General features: G+C 82.2%; 1 pseudogene. It reads left to right on the top strand.

Annotation, left to right across the window (positions count from 1 at the left end):
• Positions 1-989 (top strand): annotated as a pseudogene (locus RKE29_RS30100) (serine/threonine protein kinase); the annotation flags it as partial.

The raw sequence follows: 989 nt of genomic DNA, 5'->3' as shown, positions 1-989 counted from the left end.
CGCGTTCGCCGCGGGCGGCGGTCCTGGCGGGGCCGCGCCGGGCGAGCGGGGGCCCGTGGAAGCCCTGCCGGGCGCGGGGCGGCCCGGCGGCGCCCCGGCCGAGCCCTGGGACGGCCGTCCCGCGCGGGACGGCGCCGCCTCCGACGCCCTGCCGCGCGACGACGCGCGGGACGGCCTGGGGGAGTCCTGGGACGGCCGAGAGCCGAGCACCCGCCCCGCGCGCGACGGCTATCCGGCGCACTCCGACTCCTACGCGCGCCCCGACGCGCCCGTACGCCCCGGCGTACCGGCGCGCGACGGCGGTACCGGCGCGGAGCCCTCGTCCGACGCGTCCTCGCACGCCCCCGCCGCGCCCCAGAGCGCCGGTTGGGACGCCGGCTGGGACCAGGAGGCCGGGCCGACGGCCGCGCGGCGCGGGCCCGCCACGGCGCTGGCGGCCGAGCGGGCCCGCCAGGCGCGCGTCCTCGTCATCGGCGCCGTCACCGAGCGGTGGGCGCCGGAGCAGGCCAGCCCGGTGCACTCCAACTGGCACCTCGCGCCGCCCGTCGGCCCGGCCGCCGACCTGTGGGCGGTCGGCGTGCTGCTGTTCCGGGCCGTGCAGGGCCACGCGCCCTACCCGGAGGAGAGCGCCGCCGAGCTGGTGCAGCTCGTGTGCTCCGAGGACCCCGCCTACGCCGAGGAGTGCGGCCCGCTGCGCCCCGTGGTCGAGTCGCTGCTGCGCAAGGACCCCGCCGACCGGCCCGGCTTCGAGGAGCTGCGCGGCTGGCTGCGCTCGCTGATCCGCTCGGCGCCCGAGCCGGACCTGGGCAGCCGGACGATCAACGTGCCCTCGGACGGCGCGCAGGGCGGCCCCGCCGACCCCCGGAAGCTGCCGATCGTGCGCCGCCGCGGCTGGCTGGAGCGCTGGCGGCGGGCCCAGGAGCCCGGCGCCGGGCGCGGCCGCCACAAGCGCGGCCGGGCCCAGCGGCGGCCCGCCGCCCCGCCCGTAG

Origin of the sequence: Streptomyces sp. B1866, from assembly GCF_031932565.1 — a bacterium.
Taxonomy (GTDB): domain Bacteria; phylum Actinomycetota; class Actinomycetes; order Streptomycetales; family Streptomycetaceae; genus Streptomyces.
Note: the sequence above shows the minus strand (reverse complement) of the source record. Positions and strands in the feature narration are given on the sequence as shown.